Genomic DNA, 19,521 nt, shown 5'->3' on the forward strand with positions numbered 1-19,521 from the left:
AACGAGATCCGATGGATGATCTGGTGAAGGCCCTGCAGGCCGCGCTCGGCAACGTCTGGGCCTATTACTTCAAGGCGCACACGTTCCATTGGAATGTCAGTGGGCCGCTGTTCGATCAGTTTCACCGGATGTTCGGCGAGATCTATGCCGAGGCGTTCGACGAGGTGGACACACTGGCCGAGCGCCTGCTGACGCTCGACGTCGCGGCGCCAGCCTCGCTCGATGCGATCGTCCAGCCGGCGGCAATCGGCTTTACCGAGACGCCCGATGCCGGCGGCATGCTGGTGCAGCTCGCCGCCGACAACGCGACTGTCATCGCCGCGCTCAAGGCGGCCAACGACGCCGCGACGGCAGCCGGTGCGCAGGGCATCGCCAACACCTTGCAGGGCATGCTCGACGCGCACGAAAAGTGGGGTTGGAAGCTGCGCAAGACGATCAACAAGACGATCAGCGCGGGGGCGGCATCATGACCGAGCGCAGCGCGCCCACCGGCTTCCGCGCCGCCGCCACGCCGGATCTCGCCAACTCCTCCGGCCGCATCATCCGCTACATCTTCTCGACCCCGGATGTCGCCCGCGACGGCCACACCATCCGGGCCTGGGACCTCGCGAACTACCTCACTAACCCCGTGTTCCTGTGGGCCCATGATTCCGGCGATCTGCCGATCGGCCGCGTGATCGAGATCGAGGACCGCCAGGGCCTGCTGACCGGCGCGGTGGAATATGCCGACGCCGACCTGCATCCGTTCGCCGACACCGTGTTCCGCCTGGTCAAGGCCAACTACCTCAACGCCACCAGCGTCAGCTGGAATCCGCTGAAGTGGAAGTTCTCGACCGACAAGGCGCGGCCCGGCGGCATCGATTTCGACCTGGTCGATCTGCTCGAGATCAGCCAGGTGCCGGTGCCGGCGCTGCCCGGCGCGCTCGCAACCGCGCGCGCCCAGGGCATCGACACCGGGCCGATCTTTCAATGGGCCGAGAAGGTGCTCGACGGCGGCGGCATGCTGATCGTGCCGCGCGACGAGCTCGAAGAACTCCGGAGGGCAGCGAAGATGCCGACACGAACCAATGATCGTCCGACCGCCGACGTCATGCCGATTCCGACGCCGGTCGAGCGCGACGGCATCGCGACCGTGATCAGCCAGATCGAGGGCGTGCTGGCCGCGCACCGGCGGATGACGCCCGCAGGCCAGCGCGCCGCGCGCGTGTCAGGTTTCCGCCGCGATCTCTACGATCTCGGCCAGGCGGCCTATCTGCTGGCCTCGGCCGTCAATCTCGAATCCTGCCTCGAATGGGAAGCGGAGTACGAAGGTGACAACTCGCCGCTGCCGGCCGAGCTCGCCGCACTCAACAAGCTGTTCGGCGAATGGCTGAAGAAGCTGGTGGTCGAAGAGGTCGACGAAGCCGTCGGCATGGCCGAGGAGGGCGCCCGCAACGCGGCGCCGCGCGCGGATCTCGCGCGGCTTGGCCAAGGCCTGCAGCTTTTGCGTCAGCTTGATGACGGCGCGCTCGGCGGCATCGTCGCCGCAATGCGCGACCATGTCGGCGGCAAGGTCGTGACGTTCCGCACGGCCGATGCCGCCGAGCAGCCGCTCGCGCGCGCCGGCAAGGCGCTGTCCAGCGCCAACGAGGAGGCGCTGCGCAGCTGCCACGAGCACATGGTGCGCGGTTGCGAGATGCTGCGCGAGTTCATCGACGGCGCGACGGCATCCGCCGACGACGATGCCGATGACACCGCGCGCGCCGCCGCCCAGACCGAGCAGGCCGCGCGCGAGCGCCGTGCCCGCGCGATCAAGCTCAAGCACTCGCTGGCGGTCTCCGCCGCCTGATCCGAATTCCCGGTTCGCCGGGATGACGCCCTTTCGACATGCGCCTTGGGCAAGCGCACAGGCGGGACCCGGCAACGGGTTCCGTCACGTCGGTCGCATCGCGAGATGTCGCCTATCCCAGCCGCGTCGTGAGACGCCGCATTTAGATGGAGCCCACCTATGGATGAACTGCAGCAGCTGCGCGAGCAGCTCGGCCGGGCGGTCGATGAGCTCGGCAGCCCGGCCGTCATTGCCGATGCCGCGGCCTATGAGAAGATGGAGCGCAGCATTTCCGATCTGCAGGGGCAGATCGAGCGCCTCGAGCGTGCGCGCGCGCGTTCGGCCGCGCTGGCCCGTCCGGTCGGCGGCCAGGATCCCCAGCGCGCGGCCGCGCCGATCATCGTGCCGGAATCGCTGTCGCTCGACAGCATCGCGCCGGTCGAGACCCGCCGCGCCTGGCAGGGGGACGACTACACCCGCGCGGTGCGCCGCGCGATCGACTTCACGCCGGATCCGGAGCGCCATTTCCGCAGCTTCGGCGAGCAGCTGCTCGCGGTCGCCTCGGCTTCGCTCAGTGCCCGCAGCGGCGTCGCCCGCCAGGATCCGCGGCTGCAGCGCGCCGAAGTCTCGTTCGACCGCGCGCCGACCGGCATGGGCGAGCTCGATCCGTCCGCCGGCGGCTTCATGGTGCAAACGGACTTCTCCACGGCGATCTTCGCCCGCGCCTACGACATGGGCCAGCTGCTCAGCCGCGTCCGCAAGCTGTCGATCTCCTCGGCGTCGAACGGCATCAAGATTCCCGGCATCGACGAGACCAGCCGCGCGACCGGCAGCCGCTGGGGCGGCGTGCAGTCCTACTGGCTGGGTGAGGGCGGCACCGCCGCCGCCAGCAAGCCGAAGTTCCGGCTGATCGAGCTCGACCTCAAGAAGCTGATGGCCAACTGGTACGTCTCCGACGAGATGCTGGCCGATGCGTCGGTGGTCAATTCGATCGCCAGCGAGGCGTTCTCGGAGGAAATCACTTTCATGACCGAGAACGCGATCGTGCGTGGCTCCGGCTCCGGCCAGCCGCAGGGCTATCTGAACTCGGCGGCCAAGATCACGATCGCCAAGGAGATCGGCCAGGCCTCGACCACGATCCTGTACGAGAACATTCTCAAGATGTGGTCGCGGATGTGGGGCCGCTCGCGGCAGAACGCCGTCTGGTTCATCAACCAGGACGTCGAGCCGCAGCTCTACGCCCTGTCGCAGGTCATCGGCACCGCCGGCGTCCCGGTCTATCTGCCGCCGAACGGCATCTCCGGCCAGCCCTATGGCGTCCTGTTCGGCCGTCCGGTGATCCCGGTGGAATATGCCTCGACGCTCGGCACCGAGGGCGACATCTCGCTCGTCGATCTCAGCCAGTACGTACTGGCTGACAAGGGCGGCGTGCAGGCGGCGAGCTCGATGCACGTGGCATTCCTCACCGACGAGATGGTGTTCCGCATCACCTATCGCGTCGACGGTGAATCGATCTGGCACAGCCCGCTGACGCCGTTCCAGGGCACCAACACGCTGTCGCCCTTCGTCACCCTCGCCAACCGCTGACACGCGACCTGATCGCGCGCCCCTCCGCCTCTGGCGGAGGGGTGACCTCTTTCGGAGACATCCCATGGCCAAGAGCCAGACCGCGCCTGCCGCAGCCCCCGAACAGCCGTCGCTCGATGTCGCGCCCACGGACACCCTCGAGGGCGCGCTCGCTGCGTTGGAGACCGGCAAGCTGCAGGAGTTTGCCGATCTGCAGGCCGCCGTCGACCTTCGCAAGGAGGCCCTCGACAAGGCAGCCGCGGCCCTGCGCGAGGCGCAGTCCGCCTATCAGGTCGCGCTGCAGGCCAAGCTCTCGGCGTCGTTCGCCGCCGATCGCGAGCGGGTCGCCATCCTGGCGCGCTTCGACGACAAGGCCGCTTGAGCCGCTTTCGTTTCCGCATGCGCCAATTGGCGCAGGCGGCATGCCCCCGCGGGCTGCTGGTGTAGCCCGCATCACCAGAAGGACGCCGTCACCATGGCCCGTCAATTCTCGCTGCCCCAGAACCTGAAGATCGTTCCGCTGCTCGCCCCGACCACCACCAATGGCGGCGTCGACAGCCGCCGCGTCAACACCGCCGGCTTTCACAAGGTGTGGCTGGTCGCGGAGATGAAGCAGGCGGCCGGCCACGCCACGGCGGTCACCCTGCGCCAGGCCACCGCCGTCACCGGCGGTTCGAACGCCGCGGGCCCAGCGGCGACGCAGAACTGGCTGAACGAGGACGCGGCGGCCGGCGACACCCTGACCAAGGGCAGCAACGGCAACTCGGTCACGGTCACCAACAACATCAAGTCCAAGCAGGTCGTGTTCGAGGTGCTGCCGGAGGATCTGGCCGCCGGCTCGCCCTACGTCTACCTCAACTTCGGTGACTCCTCGCAGGCGACCAACTTCGTGTCGGTCACGGCCTATGGCCACCCGCGTTATCAGCAGGCGACGCCGCCGACCGCGGTGACCTGATCGCCGTGATCTTCGGGGCCGTCGGCACGGCGGCCCCGCTCATGTTTTCCGTCATCGCTTGGCCGCAACGGCCGTCAGGAGACAATCGATGTCCGATCGCGCGCGCGTCATTTCCAGGATCTCGCCGTTCAGCGGCATTCATGAGTTCGTCGACAAGGCCAGCCACGAACGCGTGCAGGTGCTGTCGCCGCTGACGTTCTATGACGACTTCGTCGGCGCCGGTGCACTGGTGATCTCCGCCGCGGGCTCCGCGTCGAACGGCGTGCCCTGGGTCAAGAAGATCGTCGGCGCCGCGCCGCCGACCGTTGCCGGCGTTGCGAACGCCATCGGCGGCCAGGTGGCCTGCACGCTGACGTCGACCAGCGAGAAGCAGGATGCGGCGCTGTATTGGGGCGACAACAAGGCTCTCGACGTCACCAAGGGCCTGATCTTCGAAAGCCGTTTCCAGCTCTCGGTGTTGCCGAGCGCGGCCGGTGTTCAGGCCGTGGTCGGCCTGGCCTCGAACTGGATCGACGGTCCGGACAACAACACCTGCTATCTGCAGATTGGCGCGACGGCATCCGGTGCGCTGCTGGTGCGCTCGTTCGACGGCGTGACGCAGATCTCGGCTGCTGCGGGCGTAACCCTGGGCGCAACCGACTGGGCCTTGCTGCGCATCGACGCGAGCGACGTGACTGACGTCAAGATGTTCATCAACGGCGCCCAGGTCACGACCAAGGGCCAGATCAACTTCGCCGCGACCGGAACGCTGGCCGTGCTGCAGCCCTATGCCGCCATGTACAAGCCGAGCGGCACCGGCGTCGGCACCCTGACGGTCGACAAGATGGAAGCCTGGGGCTTCCGCGCCTGATGCGCGGCCAGGACCACAGGCATGACCGCAAGCAGGGCGGCAGGCATGACCGGATGGTGCGGCCGCAGCGCCGCGCCATTCCCCATTTGACCCGCGGAGGCGACCATGACCGACGAGACGACCAGCAACGCGGCGACGGATGCTGCGAGCGCCGATGCGACGACCGCGGGGGCGACGGAGGCGGCACCGGAGGTGCCGGCTGAGGTGGTGCCGGAGCCCGCCGCGAGCAGCGTGCCGCCCGCGGTCGGCGATGTGCTCGATGGCGCCGTGATCTACGAAGTGCGCCGCGTCGCCGGCGTCATCAGCGTCGCCTTCGCTCCCGGCGGCGCCTTCATCACGCTTTGAGGGGTTGTCATGTCGCTGCCGCTCGGCCTCGAATACAAATCGGCGACCATCCTCAATGGCGCGTCGGTGACCTCCGATATCGCGCTCGGCGCCAAGGCGCTGATCGGCCTGGAGATGCCGGGCAGCTGGACGGCGGCGAACCTGACGTTCAGGGTGTCGACCGATGGCGGCCAGAACTACAGCAATCTCTATGACGCCTCGGGCAATGAGTACACGGTGACGGTGGCCGCTGGCCGCTATGTCTATCTCGACCCGGGGGTCTTCATCGGCATCAACATGCTGCAGATCCGTTCCGGCACCTCCGGCTCCGCCGTGAATCAGGGTGCCGACCGCATCATCAAGCTGGCAATTCGGCCCTGATCCCATGCCCACGCTGCTCCCGATCGGAAAGCCGCTGACCGCGGTGCGCGAGCGCGCGCTGTTTGCCGGCAGTCCGCTGCTCAACCTGTCGGCGGCCAGCTTCGCGGCGAACGCATCGATCGGAACGGCGGTCGGGGCCCTCTCGGTCTCCCGCGGCATTGGCAGCTACACCTATTCGCTGACCTCCAACCCGGGCTCTCTGTTCGCGATCTCGGGCAGCACGCTGCAGGTCAATAATGCCAGCATCGCCGCCGGCAGCTATCCGGTGACGATCCAGGCCAACAACGGCGCGGGGTCGATCGTGACGCGGTCGTTCCTGCTGGTGGCGACGGCGAGCGGCGTGTTTCTCGCGGTCGACATGAGCGACTTCCGCAACACCTACATCCTGGGGCTCTGATGCCGACACCCTTGCCCGTGGTCGTCGTTCCCTCCGGAGGCTTTCCCGTCACCGAGACGGCCGGCGCGCATCCGGCTGCGCTCGTCAGCGGCGCCTTCGCCATGGCCGTGACCCTGGTGGCGAGCGGCGGCATGCCGCTGTCCGGCCTCACGCCGTCGTCCTACGCGCTCAAGATGGACATGAGCGATTTCCGCAACACCATGATCCTATTCTGAGGAGATCCGACGATGGCGTTCAACAACACGGCAGTTGCGGCGAAAGACGGCAACGGCACAGCAATCACCGGAGGTATTCGCCAGCACGACACGTCCGGCGCCGGCACCGGTCCGAACATGGGTCTGCACGGCATCGCCGACGGCGCGGGCGGCGAAATCCTCGGTCGCATGAACGACGCCAAGAACGCGGCGAGCGACACGACGTCCGTGTCGTTCATGTCGGTATTCAAGCAGATCAGCTTCTCAATCCAGGCACTCGCGACGGCGTTCGGCGCGGCATTGACGCGCGGCGCGGGTGCAACGGACGCGAACACGCAGCGCTTCACGCTCGCCTCCGATAGCGCTGGCGTCATCCCGACGGGCTCTCAGGCGTCCCCGTCCAGTCAATATCTTTCGACCGTGGCGGCAGGTGATATTGCGGGCGGCGCCACCGATTCCGGTAACCCGCTCAAGATCGGCGGTCTTGCCAAGACAGTCCTCCCCGCGGCGGCAGCCGATGGCCAGCGCGTCTCCGGCCTGTTCGACAAGCAGGGCAAACAGGTCGTCGTCGGCTCGTTGCGCGAGCTCAAGGGCCAGCAGAAGACGACGATCACGACCACCACGGAAACGGCCATCACTGCAGCCGGTGGTGCCAACGTGTTCGTCGATCTGTACGGGCTGATCGTCACCAACACATCGGCCGCCGCTGTGACCGTCACGTTCCGAGACGTGGTCGGTGGCACCGCGCGCTTTTCCATCACCGTGCCGGCCAACGATACGCGCGGTTTCATGTTGCCTGCGGCGGATGCCGTGACGCAGTCGACGGCGAACTCTCAGTGGTCCGCGACGCTGGGGGCCTCCGCGACGTCGATCGACATCGCGACCTTCACCATCAAGAACAACTGAGCGTCCAGTCCATGAGCAACGACGATGATCGCAAGACTGTTACAATTCATCGCCCCACTGGCCCTCGGGTTCTACCGTCTTGGGAGGAGCCGAAATCTCGCGGCTCTCTTGCGGTCCTTGGCGCCGCCGCTGGTCGCGCTGTTGGGTCGGCGTTTCGCAAGCTCCCGCGCGTTGACGTTCGCAAGGCTGCTGCGATCGCTGGCACGCTGAGCCTCGCCGGCATCTTTCACGCCGTGGCGGCCGGCGCCGTGTCGCACGTGTTCTCGGCGATGATGATGGGGCTTGTGGCGTTCAGTGCGCCGACCGGCGGTGGGGGTGGGGGCTCCTACACGGGTCCTGGTGACACGTTCAGCACAAGCGCGGTTGGCTACTATTCGTGCGCGCAAGCGTGGAATGGCGCTTATGCTTCAAGCGCGGGGAGCCTCTGTGATCTTGTCGATTCGGCCGCGCCGACGACAGTCATCTGTACGCTGAAATCAACAACAAGCGGCAGTGCCGATCTTGCGGGTACATACTGCACGGGAGGTCTCACTCCATCCGCCAAATGCGCCGCGGCAACGGGAGGCGTGTGCAACATCTCTAAAGTCTACAACCAGGTCAGCCCTGGGACGTACGATCTTGTGCAAGCGACCGCCGCAAACCAGCCGCCTCTGACGTTCAGTTCGACTCCAACCGGGACTCTTCCGGCGATCAACTGTGGCAACGGGTCGACCGTATCGTACGTCGCGTCTGCGGCGAATATGCCAGTTTCGCAGCCATTCACCTTGGCAATGGTGATAAATCGCACGACAGGCAGCACAGCAGGTGGCGCCTTGGGGCCTTCAAGCGCGGGCTTGTTTGGTAGCACCGCTAGCGCAAATACCATCGGTTCGACTTGGGGGGCGACTCTTACAGCCACGATGAGCGATGCCGCTTGGCACTTCACCAGCAACCTGGTGAACGGTGCGAGTTCTGCAATCAATGTTGACGGCACCGAAACGACCGGGAATGTGGGTGCAAACTCGATCAATGGTTTCCCGTTCCGGATTTGCAGAGCCAATGCAACGCAGCAGGCCGGCTTAATTGCAGAGGGCATTGTGTGGGGTGCGGCGACCACTTCGACTGATCGCAACAATCTGAGCATAAACGCCCATAGTTCTGGCCGTTATAATTTCTGAGGCGTTCTGGTGCCTGTTTTCCTTCTCGGAATTCCAAATGTACCGTCTGCGGTCTCCCTCGTCGACCTTGCGAACAACAGGGTTGTGCAGCGAGACGCGGGCGCTACCAGCGGAACCATTGCGCTGTCGGGCGGGTATACCGGATCCGCCCCTCTAGGAATGCAAGCACAAGTCCTGCTGGCGAGCGATAGCAGCATCGTCAAGGATTGGACCGATCTAGCGTCGTTCTCGGCTTCGGGCGGTACTTGGTCGGGCAATCTCGGGAGTGTGCCGCAGGGTGGTGGCTACAAGGTCAACGTTCGCTGCAAGAATGCGCTGGCTGTGCAAGCGGCGGGCGCGAACACGTTCTTCGTCGGCATGGTGTTTCTGCTCTACGGTCAGAGCAACATGGGCGGGTTCACCAGTCAGTCGAACGGGTCGCCGCCGGCAGCGAACGCAGCAACACGCTACTTCGACATTTCGAACGACACCTGGACGACCGTGCCGGCTGCGAACGGCATCCGCGAGCTGCTGAACGGGGTTAACGCCGCGACTGGAGTCCCCTGCGCTGCGCTCAATTGCGCCGTGTCGGCCACCGCCAGCGGTAACCTATCGGCCAACTATGCATCGTTTGTCGCAGGGCACCTGACGGCCGCCGGAAATGCCGTCGAGATGATGCTCGTGCACCAGGGCGAAGGTGACGCGAATTCCGGTCTCAACGGGCTGAAAGCGTCGTGGAAAGCCAACTGGAATAACATCCACGGCTACGTCACGGCGCAGATCGGTCGGACGAAAGCGCAATGCCCGATGGTCATCGGGTCGCTCGCGCGAAGCATCGTCTCCGGCAACACCACCGACGCAACATGGCAGGCGATCAAGGAAGCCGCCACGGAGATCGAGGTCGAGACCGCCAACGTCTATTACTCGCACAGCAGCGTGGACGTTGCGATCGGCGCCGACAATTTGCACTACAATGGCGACGGCCAGGCGACGGCGGGTAAGCGCTTTGCGCGGACAGTGAACACGCTTCTTGGCGCGACGACGGGCCGCCCGCGCTTCTTCATCACAGGCGCCTCCGTCGTTGATGCCACGAAGACAAGTGTCACGATCGCCCACGACATGGGCACCGATTTGACGGTGGGAACGTCTGGTTGGGAGGTCTCCGGCGACAACGGGGTGTTGTGGGGCGCAGCGACGGCATCGAAGACCAATGCGACGACGATCCAGGTTGCGACGGCCGGCAACACGGACGTGACCGGGCAGCGGCTCCTCCGCTATCAGTGGGGTCTTGCCCCGGACGTCTCGAGCATCACGACGGACAACAGTGCGCTTGCCGTGCCGCTCAATTTCTCCAAGGGGCCGATCGTCCCGGCGGCGACAAGCCCGCTTCCGGTACCCACGCTGTTCTCCGGGGGCGAGCTGAACGCTCTGACCGGCAGCAACCAGGTGCAGACGGCGAACGGGCTCTATATCGGCCTCCCGACGCCGCGCCGGATGCTGATTTTCGCGACTTATGGCGTCTGCAGCAATTCGGCGGTCATGACGATCACGCCGAACGTCGGGTCGGCCGTGACGGCCGCGAAGGCGGCGATCTCGGCGACTGGCGGCCCGAGCTATGGTGTGTGTATCTGGTACGCCGTGCTCGGCGCCGATGCGGACAACGCGACGGAGGTGTCTTTCAGCATCGACTATCAGGCCAACCCGAGCGGCGGAACGTTCTATTCGCTTTACACGGTTCGATCCGGCTATCTGAGCTCGACGGCGCCCGTAGGATCTGGTCGCTTTGAGCAGAACGGGGGCGGCTCGATTTCGACGATGCAGACCAATGTGGCGACGTCGGCCGGCGGCTTCATCGTGGCTTCGGCGTTTCAGTGGAGCTACGCGGCGCCGAACTTCACATGGACCGGCGGAACAGAATCCTTGATCAAGCGCACCGATGCCGGCGCAGGCGGCACGGGCGGATCGCAGGCCGACGCCTCGAACGTCGGGACGAGCGCCTCCTCGCTGGTCAAGGTCAACATGGCGAACGCAACGACAGGTGCGTTTCTCGCCGCAGCATCGTGGCGGTAAGCGATGGGCGTGTTCCTTCTCGGCAAGCCGCAGGCAACCGACATCAATGTCCGGCGGACGCTCGTTGTCTACAACACGGCCTCGACGGATGGCTTGGCGGTCGCCAACTACTACGTCGCCAATCGCCCCGGGATGGCCACTGTAGACGTGCTCGGCGTGACGGCCGACACGACAGAGGTCACGACGTCAGCGAACATGCAATCGCAGATTCGAACGCCGATCCGGAATTGGCTTGCGGCCAACCCGAGCCCGGCGAAGCGATACATCGTCATGTGCCGGGGGCTGCCTTCGCGAGTGCATGATGCCGGCAATACGTCCAGTGTGGACTACATGTTGGCGCGCAGTGACCCCAACATGGCGAACGCGGTCGGCACTGAGTACGCGCAGCTCGGCAGCTTCTACTTCACGCTTCGGGCAACTCCATTCGATCCCGCGAGCTTCCCCGGAACGTCATTCCTCGTGACCCGGATGGACATGGGCGGAAGTCTCGCAGCCACAAAAGCGTACATCGACAAAATCAAGGCGATGTATAACGCGATGCCGGTTCCGGCGGTGCTTGTCTCTGCTAAGGCGGCGTCTCTCGGAGGTTCGAATTATTGGCTCGACGACTGCCGTGACCCGGCATACTCGGCGGCCTTCAATGCGTCTTACCCCTACCAGCAATTCTACTCTCTTTACGGGTTCACCTCGCCGCCAAAGATGAACTATCAGTTCGGCCTGACGTCCGATCCCCAGGCGCCGTTCAGCCCGTGCGCCGATGTCACGGCGTACATGGGGTGGGGAACGCACGCCAGCTTGCCGAGCAACTATGCCTACAACGGGACCTCGCTGGTGTTCACCGGCAAATCAAGCTGGTACATCGTCACGACGGTTGAAAGCTTCTCCGGAATCATATCGTCCGGTCAGGGCAACTTTGAGACTTGGTTCAAAGATACGGCGGTGGGTGGAGCGGCCTATTCGAGGACCCCGATCGGCATGGGCTGCACCACGGATGAACCGACAACCGGTGGGATTATGCGTTCAAACGCTTATGCCAATTGGGAGGAGGGACTTCCGCTTGCGGATTGCTTGTGGTCCGGCCGGGCAACACCGTATTTCATGGCGGTCGGAGATCCGCTGGTTGTGCAATGATGTTGTGAGCGCCGCAGGTCATGCGGCGCTCTCCGTCATCGCGGGCTCCCGCGAGGTGCTGTGCTTGATTTCATCGAGCAAGCGTTTGCTGAAATCGGGGTCGGAGAAGGGCTCCATTCCCGCTCCTGGAGTGAACGTAAATTCGCCGAGATAGACGTGCCCGTCCTTCTCATAGAGGTCGATCCGAACAAAATCGAACGGTCGCGACAGAGCCTCTGCGGCCTTGCAGAGGTCCGGAAGGGCCTCTGGCCGAACCCATTTGGTCGTCGGCTTGAAGGCTCCCAATCTCAGGTTCATAGGCTGAAAGTGAGGCGGTGCCACGAGAATCCGCTCATGTTCGGTAAACCGATTGGCATCGATCTGCACGAAGAGAATGCGCCCATAGCTGCAGAAGAACTTGAAGTCGCGCAGGTCGACGCCGTCGTCTGAGATGTTGTCTTCAACGATGACCTTGTGCTTCAGAGGGAAATACTGGGTCTCGCGGAAGCTGTAGAAGTAATTGTAGCGGGCAGTCCGATAGAGCCGGAAAATGTCGGGCTTTGCGTCCAGGAATTCGGTTGCTGCTGATCCGTGTGTGGGCTTTGCCACGAGATGTTGCCCAAGGAACGGCTCTATCGCCGCAGAAAAGTCCTCGAAGGTGAGTTGGCGGGGAACAGGGATGATCGCTCTGGTCTCGGGCACACGAATGGTTGGATGCAATTGGATGGCTTCGGATTTTGCGTGCTCCTTGTCCACGCAGCGAAGGTGTCTATCAGTCCAATGTCCTCGGATCATCCGATCGACAATGAAGTCATGATAGTCCGCGCCGGGGTGAGACAGCGGTTTAGGCGACCGGCCGAAAATGCGTTTGAAATGGCGCGCGACGAAGATGGCGTTGAGGGCCGGCATGTTTGGCGCCAACCGGCTGGCGTAGTGTTCGATGGACGTCATCTCGCTGGCCCCGAGTGGTTCCCGTTGCGGTTGCGAAGGGGAAGCTACCCCGAGTTGATCTGTCTGCCTAGGGTTGCGACTGTGGAATCCCCATGCCCCTGAAGATCATCACCACGGTCGTCACGCCGGCCGAGAGCTATGACCTGACCACGCTCGAGGTGGTCAAGCAGGAGCTGGACGTCACCGATGGGGCCAGGGACGAGCTGTTGAAGCGCTATATCGGCAGCGCCTCCGGCGCGGCGGCGCAGTATTGCAATCGCAAGTTCCAGCAGGAGACGATCAGGGATGAGGTCTGGCCGGAGCAGGATCCTCACCCCTGGGTGCTGAATGGCAGCTTCGATGTGCTGCAGCTGTCGCGCTGGCCGGTGGTCTCGGTGAGCTCGGTGACCGAGAACGGCACGGCCTTGGTCGAGGGCACCGACTTCCGGGTCGATGCCGCCGCAGGCCGGTTGCTGCGGTTGGATGCCGCCGGCAACGCCGCGCGCTGGAATGCCTGGCCCAAGGTCGTCGAATACGTCACGGGGTTTGCCGAGATCCCGGGCGAGGTCGAGGATGCCGTGATCCGGCTGGTCTCGAGCCGCTGGGCCGCCAAGGGCAGGGACCGCCTGCTGCGCCAGGAGGACATTCCGGGCGTCATCTCGCGCACCTGGTGGGTCGCGACGTCAGGGGAATCCGGCAACATGCCGCCCGATGTGACGGATCTGTTGGACAATTACCGGGTCTCTGTGATCGCCTAGGGGCTAAGCCATGAACAACGCCGGCGTCTACACGCTGTTTGCAGGATCCATCGGCGCCGCGCTGTCCGGCGCGCTTGTGACGCCGATCACCGATCTCGACGGCATGAGCGCCGTCACGCTCGAGGCGGCGTTCAAATATGGGGCGGGCGGGGCGAGCTGCATCGCCATCGTCGTCACGTCCTATGACGGTGGCACCACCTGGCGCCACGTGGCGCGGTTCGATTTCGGCACGGCCAACGCGACCAAGCTCTGTAACCTGCAGGCCAACACTGCCAAGGCGATCGCGGCCTATGCCGACCTCAATGCCGAGGGGGTGACGGATGGGCTTCTGGGCGACCGTCTGGCGGTCATCCTCACCTCGACCGGCACCTATTCGGACACCACGCTCGCGATCCGCGCCGCCGTGCGCTGATCTCTGTGTTTCGGCCGCAGGACCATGCCGGACCGCGTCCGGCGAAGCCCCGCAGGGGCGAAGCCGGATCGACGACCTGACCTTCTTCGTGCTGGCGGCGCATCTCAAGCTTCGGCTCGAGCGGCTGCGCCGCCGCCCTGACCTCTGGAGAGACGACATGACGTTCAAGGGGCTTTCCAACCGGCTCAGCCTGCTCAAGCACGACCTCAACGCCCAGGCGGCGCCGCTGGTGCGCGACATCGAGCAGATCGGCGTCGAGGCGCCGGAGCTGATGATGCTGGCGCGCGCCGAGGTGAACGGCCTCAAGCGCGAGATGCAGGACCTCAAGGACTTCGTGCAGGAGGCGCGGGGCAGCAATGGCGGCCCTTCCTTGCCGGGCTCGTCCACGCCGTCAGGAGGCTCCTCGGCGCCGGCCGCAGCCGCGCCTGAGCCGCCGCGCGCCGCCGATGTCTTGCCGCCGCCCGACATCGCCGCGGCGCCCGCGGCGGATGGCCAGCCGGCCGCCGACCCCGCGCCTGGCCCGCTTGCCAGCCTCGACGTCAACGGCGTCATCCAGGGCATCGGCTGAACCGATGTCCGACCTGATCGCATCGCTCGATCGCGCGCTGCAGGCGGCCGACAGCGAGGACGTCGTCCTGCGCCGGCGGGCCGGGGAGGGCGACAGCGAGATCTTCGTCTCCGTGACCTGCCGGGCGCGGATCGATCGCGGCGACACGTCCGACCATCCCGCCGGCAAGCGGCTGTCGCTCTACAAGATCATCATGTCGCCGACCCAGATCAACCAGGCGCAATGGCCCGGCGGCACGCTGCCGGTGCCGCCGCCGCTCGACCTCGATCCGCGCATCCCGCGCGAGAACGATACGGACGATCTGGTGTTTCGCGGCATGACCCGCGTGATCACCCGCTGCGATCCGAAATTCGTGCGCGGCGAGCTGGTGCGCATCGAGCTGCAATGCGTCGCCTGACGCGCGTGATCCTGATGGCGCAAGCGAGGGGACGATGCTGACCGATCCGAGCGTTGCGCTGGCGTCCGCCATCAAGCGGTGCCTGCTCGAGGATGCCGACGTCAAGGCCCTGGTCGCCGATCGCGTCTACGACCTGATCCCGAACGGCCCGACGTTTCCTTACGTCTCGCTCGGCGAGATCCAGGTGATGCCGGAGCTCGCCGAGGGCGCCGACGCCGCCACGTCCTACGTGACGCTGCACAGCTGGGACCGTTTCAAGAGCGGCACCGCGACCCGGGCGCTGTCGCGCGCCGTCGTTGCGGCGCTGCACGATCGCGACCTCACCATCGAGGACGGCGCGGTGCTCTCGCTGCTGCTGCAGACCTCGCGGGTGCTGCCCGATCCGGACGGCACCACCCGGCACGGCGTGCATGTGTTCGCCGTCCTCACCGACGCCAACGCGTAACTCATCCTCTCAAGGAAAGGACCTGCTGCCATGTCGACCACGCAGACTGCCGTCGTCAAAGCCTCGATCGCCGTCGTCGCCAAGAAAGGGCTCGACGGCCGCGACGTCGTCGACCGCATCCCGGATCTCGCCGACATCACGCTGAGCTACGGCGCCGGCTACGGCAAGGCGGACATCGCCTTCTCCGACGACCGCGCGCTGTCGGCGTCCGGCTCGGAGAACCTCGACATGTCCGGCGTGCTGGTCGATGCGTTCGGCGCGACCATCACGGCCGCCAAGGTCAAGGCGATCCTGATCGACAATCTGGAGAGCTCGCAGGGCACGCTGACCGTCGGCGCCGCGGCGTCCAACACCTTCAACGGCCCGTTCAGCGGCGCCACCCATTCGATCGACCTCAAGCCCGGCGACCGCGCCGTGTTCGTCTCGCGCACGGGCTGGACCGTGACGGCTGCGACCGGCGACATCCTCAAGGTCGCCAACTCCGCGGCCGGCTCGGCGAACTACCGCATCACCCTCGTCCTGGCGTCTGCATAACGCCGGCGCCTCGCCTCGATCCTGTCCCGATCTCACGTCCGGAGCGCCGCCATGGCCAAAGCGCAAACCCTTCCGTTTTCCAAATTCCTGGTGTCGCTCGGCGATGGCAACACGCCGGAGACCTTCACCGCGCCGTGCGGGCTGAACTCGCGCAGCTACAATCGCACGGCGGCGATGAACGAGACCAACGTGCCGGATTGCGACGACCCGGACGCGCCGTCCTGGCTCGATCGCGACATCGTCTCGATGTCCGCCTCGATCTCCGGCGCCGGCGTCGTCGCCGATGAGGACTTCGACACCTGGGAAGCGTGGTTCATGTCGGGGCTGACGAAGAACGTTCAGATCAAGCTCGGCACACGGGTCTCGGTGGGCCCCTACAAGTGCTCGAAGCTCAACATCACCGGCTCGCGCGGCCAGCGGGTGACCTTCGACGTCACCATCGACAGCGACGGCGAGGTCCCGCCGCTGGCGACGCCGTAAGAACACAACCAGTCGTCATGCCCGGGCTTGACCCGGGCATCCATCGCGCTTCGCAAGATGGATCGCCGGGTCAAGCCCGGCGATGACGAGCTTGGGGAGATGATATGGCCATGGCCTCCAACAACGCCTCTCTCCGCAACTTCAAGGCGGCGAATGCCGACCTGGTCAAGAACGTGCGCAAGAACTTCCACGAGCTGGCGTTGGCGCAGGGCGCGGAGCTGGTCGGCGATATCCAGCGCGCGATCGAGCACAACGTCTCCGGCACGCTGCAGGCCAGCGTGCGCTATGAGGACCGCACCAGCAGCGATGGCAGCCGGGTGACCGTGCTGGTGATGGCCGGCGGTCCGACCACCATGAAAGACGGCTTCGACTACGCGCTGGCCGAGGAGTTCGGCACCACCAAGCAGCAGCCGAAGCCGTTCTTCTATCATACGGCGCGGTTCTACCGGATGGGCGGACTGCCGCAGTACCGTGAGACGCTCGAACAGACGATCAAGGAAAACGAGATCGTCCGCCGCACCATGCAGAACAACAACTACACGATGAACCCCGGCCGTCACAACGAGGTCGTCATCTCCGTCGGTCATCGCGGCGCGGCCAAGGTGCAGACGACCTACAAGGGCAGGCAGGTCACATGAGCGCGGACGGCGGCATTAGTCTGTTCTGGGGTGATGACGAGCATCGCTTCCGGCTCGGGATCGGTCAGTTTCGCGAGCTGCAGGAATGCGTGAACCTGCGCCGGATCAAGCTCGGCGCGCCCATCGTCGGGCCGATGAGCCTGCTCAATGCTCTGCGGACCTCCGACGCCTGGCCGGACGATGTCCGCGACATCATCCGGCTCGGCCTGGTCGGCGGCGGCGCGGAGCCGAAAGAGGCGCATCGGCTGCTCCGGACCTATTTCGACGACGTCGACCGCTATCCGCCGCTGACGCACATGCGGCCCGCGTTCCTGATCCTCACGGCCGGCTTCACCGGGCCGATCGAGGGCAGCAGCGACGACGACGCAAAAAAAAAGCCGATGACGGCGCCGACCCCGACGCCCCCATCGACTTCGGACGGCTCTACGGCACCGGCGCCGCCCTAGGCTTCTCGCCCGACCAGGTCGACCGCTGCTCGTTCTGGCAGCTCGGCGTCTGCGTCGACGGCTACAACAAGGCCAATGGCGGCGAGGACAAGATCGAGCCGATGAGCGACGCCGAGTTCGATGCGTTGCTGGAAGGTGCGTGACTTCCCTTGGTCGTCATCGCCGGGCTTGACCCGGCGATCCATCGCTCTTCGCCAGGTGATGGATGCCCGGGTCAAGCCCGGGCATGACGACTTGTAGCACAGGACCACCATGACCGATCTCGTTGTCCAGCTCGGCGCGCGGCTTGACCAGTTCGCGAGCGACATGAACAAGGCCGGCGATATCGCCGACGGCGCGATCAGCCGGATCGAGGGCGCGTTCGCCGGCCTCAATCCCGGCATGGGCGGGCTTGCCGCTTTCGGCAGCGTGCTGGCTGGCGGCGTCGGCGCGGCGGCCGCGCTGTTCGCCGGTCTCAAGCAGGTCAACGCCGAGCTCGCGGAGATCGGCAAGAACGCCGAGTATGTCGGCGTCACGACCGAACGATTTCAACAAATCAAGTTCGGCGCCACGCAAGGCGGCGTGTCGTCGGCGGAGGCGGTCAAGGATCTGAAGAACGTTGCAGACCTGCTGGCGGACGCGCAACGCAACGAGAACAGCTTGACGAAGGTCCTGGATGCGAACGGGATCAAATATCGCGACCGCAACGGCCAGATCATGAACATGAACGGCCTGCTCAAGGCGGCTGCCGATCTGCTCGGCCGATTCGAATCCATCCCCGACAAGACCAAGGCGGCGCAGATGCTCGGCCTGTCCGCCGGCTGGGTCGATGCGCTCAAGGGCGGCCCCGCCGTGTTCGAGGCGATCGCCGCGAGCGCCAACGCGGCCGGTCTCGTCATCGACGAGCGGACCATCGAGAAGGCGCAGCGCTTCGACACGGCCTGGAAGAAATCGTCCGATCAGCTGTCCCTGCAGTTCAAGGCCGCGACCGCCGACGTCGCGTCCTATCTCGACGATCTGATCGGCCGCGCCAATACGTTCTTCACCGAGCTGGAGCGTGGGCGCAGTGGCGGCAAGGCCGACAAGCCCGATCTCGGCAGCACGTTCGATCGCTACGCGGATGCCGCGAGCATCGCGATACGTCAGGAGATGGGCCTGGCGCAAGATCTGGAAACAGTCCAGCGCGTGCTGGATCGCGTCAATGCCTCGGCCAATCCAGATGCGGGGCTGGTCGCCTTCCTGAAAGAGGTGCGCGCCGAAGCCGAGCTCGTGGCCAATCGGTTGCGCGGCATCGAGATGCTGAAGAACCAGATGAACGGGCTGCCGTCGGCCGAAGGCGTTCCGCTGCCGCGGGAGCGGCCGGGCGATGCCCCCAAGTCCAATCCGCTGGCCGGCACCGGCAGGCTGCCGCCGCGCAAGACCGAGAGCGACACGCGCGACACGCTCGATCGCGAAATGGACCGGATCGAGAAGCAGATCGCGCTGAACAAGGCGGACGCGGAATCGGTTCGCGAGAATACGGGCGCGCGGGTGCAGTTGCGCACCGAGGCGAGCCTCTACGCCGCCGCCGAGCGGGCCGGCATCAAGAACACAGAGGATTACGCCGAGAAGATCCACGAGATGTCGGAGCGCGCCGGCGAGGCGGCCGAGAAGCTTGCCAAGGCCGAGGAGCAGGTCCGGCAGCTCAACGCCGCCTCGGCGACCATCGGCAACGCGCTGTCGACGGCGTTTGCCGACGCCGTGGTCGAGGGCAAGAACCTGAATGACGTGATGAGCAGCCTGCTCAAGACCTTGGAGAAGGCCGCGATCAACTCGGCGTTCGCCTCGGTATTCAACGCGCCGTCCTCGGGCGGGCTGTCGCCGTTCGCCTCGCTGCTGTCCAGCATCATCCCGGGCTTTGCCGACGGCACCAACTCGGCGCCGGGCGGGCTGGCGATGGTCGGCGAGCGCGGGCCGGAGCTGGTCAATCTGCCGCGTGGCGCGCAGGTGGTGCCGTCGGATGTCACCAAGCAGCTCGGCGGCAGCACGATCGCGATCACCAGCCATGTCGACGCGCGCGGCTCCAACATCTCGGAAGGCCAGCTGCGCGCCATCCTCGACGTCCGCGACCGCAACCTGGCCCGCCAGTTCGCCGCGTCGTCGCCGGGGCGGAATCTGCGGTTTCAGCAGTTGGGGACGTGAAGATGATTCCGTTTTTGCCTCGTGGATTTGTGAGAAAGCCAGCGCCGGTTTGCGAGG

Annotated in this window: 26 protein-coding genes; 24 read left to right on the forward strand and 2 right to left on the reverse strand. The window is 65.5% G+C overall.

The annotated features are described in order from the left end of the window. Window positions 1-11 precede the first annotated feature (11 nt). The 14 genes from ACQR1Y_RS12120 (at window position 12) to ACQR1Y_RS12185 (ending at window position 11,717) form a co-directional block, all read left to right on the forward strand. The gene (locus ACQR1Y_RS12120; RefSeq protein WP_434877382.1) at window positions 12-470 is read left to right on the forward strand and encodes a Dps family protein; all 459 of its coding nucleotides are present in this window, start codon (window positions 12-14) and stop codon (window positions 468-470) included. Next, entirely contained in the window at window positions 467-1,828 is a 1,362-nt protein-coding gene (locus ACQR1Y_RS12125; RefSeq protein ID WP_434877383.1) for an HK97 family phage prohead protease, read from the forward strand. Before ACQR1Y_RS12120 ends, ACQR1Y_RS12125 begins: the two co-directional genes overlap by 4 nt. Window positions 1,829-1,987: 159 nt before the next feature. Next, window positions 1,988-3,394 carry a phage major capsid protein gene (locus ACQR1Y_RS12130; RefSeq protein ID WP_434877384.1) on the forward strand — a complete coding sequence of 469 codons (1,407 nt, stop codon included), beginning with the start codon at window positions 1,988-1,990 and terminating at the stop codon, window positions 3,392-3,394. Window positions 3,395-3,458: 64 nt separating this feature from the next. Beyond that, window positions 3,459-3,755 carry a hypothetical protein gene (locus ACQR1Y_RS12135; RefSeq protein ID WP_434877385.1) on the forward strand — a complete coding sequence of 99 codons (297 nt, stop codon included), beginning with the start codon at window positions 3,459-3,461 and terminating at the stop codon, window positions 3,753-3,755. Between the two features lie 93 nt (window positions 3,756-3,848). Then, window positions 3,849-4,328: a hypothetical protein gene (locus tag ACQR1Y_RS12140; RefSeq protein WP_434877386.1), complete on the forward strand. Its 480-nt coding sequence runs from the start codon at window positions 3,849-3,851 to the stop codon at window positions 4,326-4,328. A gap of 88 nt (window positions 4,329-4,416) precedes the next feature. After that, on the forward strand, window positions 4,417-5,178 hold the full coding sequence (locus ACQR1Y_RS12145; RefSeq protein WP_434877387.1) for a hypothetical protein: 762 nt from the start codon (window positions 4,417-4,419) through the stop codon (window positions 5,176-5,178). Between the two features lie 105 nt (window positions 5,179-5,283). Continuing rightward, window positions 5,284-5,523 (forward strand): hypothetical protein, encoded by a 240-nt coding sequence (locus tag ACQR1Y_RS12150; protein WP_434877388.1) that lies wholly within the window; start codon window positions 5,284-5,286, stop codon window positions 5,521-5,523. Window positions 5,524-5,532: 9 nt separating this feature from the next. Further along, window positions 5,533-5,883, forward strand: a complete 351-nt coding sequence (locus tag ACQR1Y_RS12155; protein WP_434877389.1) for a hypothetical protein — start codon at window positions 5,533-5,535, stop codon at window positions 5,881-5,883. A 4-nt stretch (window positions 5,884-5,887) separates the two neighbouring features. Then, window positions 5,888-6,280, forward strand: a complete 393-nt coding sequence (locus ACQR1Y_RS12160; protein ID WP_434877390.1) for a hypothetical protein — start codon at window positions 5,888-5,890, stop codon at window positions 6,278-6,280. Next, complete coding sequence (locus ACQR1Y_RS12165; RefSeq protein ID WP_434877391.1) at window positions 6,280-6,495, forward strand: hypothetical protein; 216 nt, start codon at window positions 6,280-6,282, stop codon at window positions 6,493-6,495. The genes ACQR1Y_RS12160 and ACQR1Y_RS12165 overlap by 1 nt, the downstream gene beginning before the upstream one ends. Before the next feature lie 12 nt (window positions 6,496-6,507). Continuing rightward, window positions 6,508-7,380, forward strand: coding sequence for a hypothetical protein (locus ACQR1Y_RS12170; RefSeq protein WP_434877392.1), 873 nt, complete (start codon window positions 6,508-6,510; stop codon window positions 7,378-7,380). A gap of 11 nt (window positions 7,381-7,391) precedes the next feature. After that, window positions 7,392-8,537: a hypothetical protein gene (locus ACQR1Y_RS12175; protein WP_434877393.1), complete on the forward strand. Its 1,146-nt coding sequence runs from the start codon at window positions 7,392-7,394 to the stop codon at window positions 8,535-8,537. Window positions 8,538-8,696: 159 nt separating this feature from the next. After that, window positions 8,697-10,586, forward strand: a complete 1,890-nt coding sequence (locus ACQR1Y_RS12180; RefSeq protein ID WP_434877394.1) for a sialate O-acetylesterase — start codon at window positions 8,697-8,699, stop codon at window positions 10,584-10,586. Between the two features lie 3 nt (window positions 10,587-10,589). Beyond that, the gene (locus ACQR1Y_RS12185) at window positions 10,590-11,717 is read left to right on the forward strand and encodes a hypothetical protein (protein ID WP_434877395.1); all 1,128 of its coding nucleotides are present in this window, start codon (window positions 10,590-10,592) and stop codon (window positions 11,715-11,717) included. Window positions 11,718-11,735: 18 nt separating this feature from the next. On the opposite strand, the gene ACQR1Y_RS12190 is transcribed toward ACQR1Y_RS12185, so the two are convergent. Beyond that, complete coding sequence (locus tag ACQR1Y_RS12190) at window positions 11,736-12,647, reverse strand: ATP-grasp fold amidoligase family protein (protein WP_434877396.1); 912 nt, start codon at window positions 12,645-12,647, stop codon at window positions 11,736-11,738. A gap of 92 nt (window positions 12,648-12,739) precedes the next feature. Between ACQR1Y_RS12190 and ACQR1Y_RS12195 the strand changes: the two genes are divergently transcribed. From ACQR1Y_RS12195 to ACQR1Y_RS12235, 9 genes are all read left to right on the forward strand, one after another. Next, window positions 12,740-13,384, forward strand: coding sequence for a head-tail connector protein (locus ACQR1Y_RS12195; protein ID WP_434877397.1), 645 nt, complete (start codon window positions 12,740-12,742; stop codon window positions 13,382-13,384). Window positions 13,385-13,394: 10 nt separating this feature from the next. Then, window positions 13,395-13,796, forward strand: a complete 402-nt coding sequence (locus tag ACQR1Y_RS12200) for a hypothetical protein (RefSeq protein ID WP_434877398.1) — start codon at window positions 13,395-13,397, stop codon at window positions 13,794-13,796. A gap of 157 nt (window positions 13,797-13,953) precedes the next feature. Then, window positions 13,954-14,364: a hypothetical protein gene (locus ACQR1Y_RS12205; protein WP_434877399.1), complete on the forward strand. Its 411-nt coding sequence runs from the start codon at window positions 13,954-13,956 to the stop codon at window positions 14,362-14,364. 4 nt (window positions 14,365-14,368) lie between these two features. Beyond that, window positions 14,369-14,761, forward strand: a complete 393-nt coding sequence (locus ACQR1Y_RS12210) for a hypothetical protein (RefSeq protein WP_434877400.1) — start codon at window positions 14,369-14,371, stop codon at window positions 14,759-14,761. A 34-nt stretch (window positions 14,762-14,795) separates the two neighbouring features. Beyond that, window positions 14,796-15,206: a DUF3168 domain-containing protein gene (locus tag ACQR1Y_RS12215; protein ID WP_434877401.1), complete on the forward strand. Its 411-nt coding sequence runs from the start codon at window positions 14,796-14,798 to the stop codon at window positions 15,204-15,206. A 30-nt stretch (window positions 15,207-15,236) separates the two neighbouring features. Beyond that, window positions 15,237-15,740, forward strand: a complete 504-nt coding sequence (locus ACQR1Y_RS12220; protein WP_434877402.1) for a hypothetical protein — start codon at window positions 15,237-15,239, stop codon at window positions 15,738-15,740. A gap of 51 nt (window positions 15,741-15,791) precedes the next feature. Then, window positions 15,792-16,220, forward strand: a complete 429-nt coding sequence (locus ACQR1Y_RS12225) for a phage tail tube protein (protein ID WP_434877403.1) — start codon at window positions 15,792-15,794, stop codon at window positions 16,218-16,220. A 104-nt stretch (window positions 16,221-16,324) separates the two neighbouring features. Then, entirely contained in the window at window positions 16,325-16,858 is a 534-nt protein-coding gene (locus tag ACQR1Y_RS12230) for an HK97-gp10 family putative phage morphogenesis protein (protein WP_434877404.1), read from the forward strand. Further along, window positions 16,855-17,304 (forward strand): gene transfer agent family protein, encoded by a 450-nt coding sequence (locus ACQR1Y_RS12235; RefSeq protein WP_434877405.1) that lies wholly within the window; start codon window positions 16,855-16,857, stop codon window positions 17,302-17,304. Before ACQR1Y_RS12230 ends, ACQR1Y_RS12235 begins: the two co-directional genes overlap by 4 nt. On the opposite strand, the gene ACQR1Y_RS12240 is transcribed toward ACQR1Y_RS12235, so the two are convergent. Continuing rightward, window positions 17,301-17,558, reverse strand: coding sequence for a hypothetical protein (locus ACQR1Y_RS12240; protein ID WP_434877406.1), 258 nt, complete (start codon window positions 17,556-17,558; stop codon window positions 17,301-17,303). The genes ACQR1Y_RS12235 and ACQR1Y_RS12240 overlap by 4 nt on opposite strands. On the opposite strand from ACQR1Y_RS12240, the gene ACQR1Y_RS12245 reads away from it, so the two are divergent. Then, the gene (locus ACQR1Y_RS12245) at window positions 17,557-19,464 is read left to right on the forward strand and encodes a hypothetical protein (protein ID WP_434877407.1); all 1,908 of its coding nucleotides are present in this window, start codon (window positions 17,557-17,559) and stop codon (window positions 19,462-19,464) included. The two genes, ACQR1Y_RS12240 and ACQR1Y_RS12245, sit on opposite strands and share 2 nt — an antisense overlap. Window positions 19,465-19,521: the final 57 nt, after the last annotated feature.

This window comes from Bradyrhizobium sp. HKCCYLRH3099 (assembly GCF_051167855.1).
Taxonomy (GTDB): domain Bacteria; phylum Pseudomonadota; class Alphaproteobacteria; order Rhizobiales; family Xanthobacteraceae; genus Bradyrhizobium.